The organism is Photobacterium gaetbulicola, assembly GCF_003025515.1.
GTDB lineage: Bacteria > Pseudomonadota > Gammaproteobacteria > Enterobacterales > Vibrionaceae > Photobacterium > Photobacterium gaetbulicola.
In genome coordinates this window covers 1-1,660 of sequence record NZ_PYME01000063.1, presented here as the reverse complement: position 1 = coordinate 1,660, position 1,660 = coordinate 1, and the positions used below count along the sequence as shown (strand labels likewise).

The 1,660-nt window shown below is 37.5% G+C and carries 2 protein-coding genes; both read left to right on the top strand.

Annotated elements, in window-relative coordinates; all coding sequences use genetic code 11:
- Positions 1 to 984, top strand: a 984-nt coding sequence (locus C9J03_RS26945; RefSeq protein ID WP_211300780.1) for a superinfection immunity protein, incomplete at its 5' end; no start/stop codon positions are given.
- 66 nt (positions 985 to 1,050) lie between these two features.
- On the top strand, positions 1,051 to 1,660 hold a 610-nt coding region (locus C9J03_RS26295; RefSeq protein WP_107291819.1), incomplete at its 3' end, for a nuclease-related domain-containing protein.

Genomic DNA, 1,660 nt, shown 5'->3' with positions numbered 1-1,660 from the left:
TGTAAATTCTTACCATTCTCCAATGGTAACAAAATGATAAGTTGTGATGCTAAATGTGTTAATTCCATGCGTCACTTTCTTGTTTTGATAGTATGCGCCGATTCTTTTACAGCACAGATTACAAGCGACAATATGCTTAGAACGTTCATAGTCTTTTTTTTGTTTATTTCGCAGTCTTCAATCGTACTTGCAAGTACTCTAGAGTCTAAATTACAACAAATCCACCCAGACTACAGGCAGTGGGTTAGCGATTCGTGTCCCAGTTCTCTGGGGCCCTCTGTTTGGCACTCCTGTTTCGAGCGAAACGCTAAAGCAATAAGCAATAATTTCCCTGACAAGAAACTAGAGAAAATACCTGATTGGCAGCGTGATTGGGTTAAATCTACCTGTCCCCGAAGCCTTGGGCCATCAGTTTGGGCTTCATGTGTGAATCGAAATATGAGAGTTTTCAATAGCGGCTTTCCTATTGATGCAGTGAACTCTTTAAGCGAGGCTGATCGTGCTTGGTTAAATCAGTCATGTCCTCGCTCATTGGGCCCTAGCGTATGGTCTTCTTGTATTAATAGAAACCTTAAGGATCTTAAACCAGTAGAAACGTCTTTAAACCAACCCCCACAAAGCCAACTCGCATGGGATGAAGACTCTAGTAGCACCGAAGTGGATAACACGGATGACGGCTTATCATTATTCATAATGCTAATCATGCTTATAATCCTTGGCTATCTTTTTTTCTTGCCGACAATTATTGCAAGAAAACGCTACCACCCTCATAGGACAGCAATTTTACTTTTAAATTTGTTTGGTGGCTTATTCTTGGGTATTGGATGGTTTTTAGCTCTAATATGGTGTTTTGTTGGAAACCAAAAATCAATGCAAGGGGTTGAAGTAGCAGGTGAAATTGAACGATTGTATCAGCTTTATACAGATGGTGTTATCAGTGAGAAAGAGTTTAAAAAACGCAAAGAGAAATTGCTAAGAATTTAATTTCAGTCTTTGTTGGTTACTTTTAAGTTACTGTTTAAAAATATCAAGTAATAGGTTGAACTGATAATGTTTAATATCTTTAAGGGCTGGTTTGGTGAGAAGAAAACGTCATTAAATATTTGGCTTTCTCTTGATAAAGGCACTTATACTCGTTTTCATGATCTAATATTGCCGTCACATAACGGTACAGCACAGATTGATCATCTAATCGTGTCTAAGTACGGATTGTTTATTGTTGAAACCAAAAATATTAAAGGTTGGATTTTTGGTGATGAACGCGCAGTTCAATGGACACAATCATTATATGGAAAGAAATTTAGGTTTCAAAATCCACTTAGGCAAACATATAGACAAAAAAAAGTCCTTTCTGAATTTTTGAATATTGATGAAAGGCTAATTAAAACAGTTGTATATTTTAGTGGTGATTGTAGTCTACGAACACCTTTACCTTCAAATGTTATGAATAGCGGTTTGGGTCGGTATATAAAATCATTTAGGGTATTAGAATTAGACTCAAATGATGAACAGTACATAATTCAGTCGATCCAAGCTTATGTTTCAACTACAACTCTGACGACTCGCGACCATGTAAACTCACTGAAACACCGTCACAACTCTACTCTGTATTGTCCTCGTTGTAGTTCTGCTCTGGTAAAAAGGGTGGCACAATCCGGGT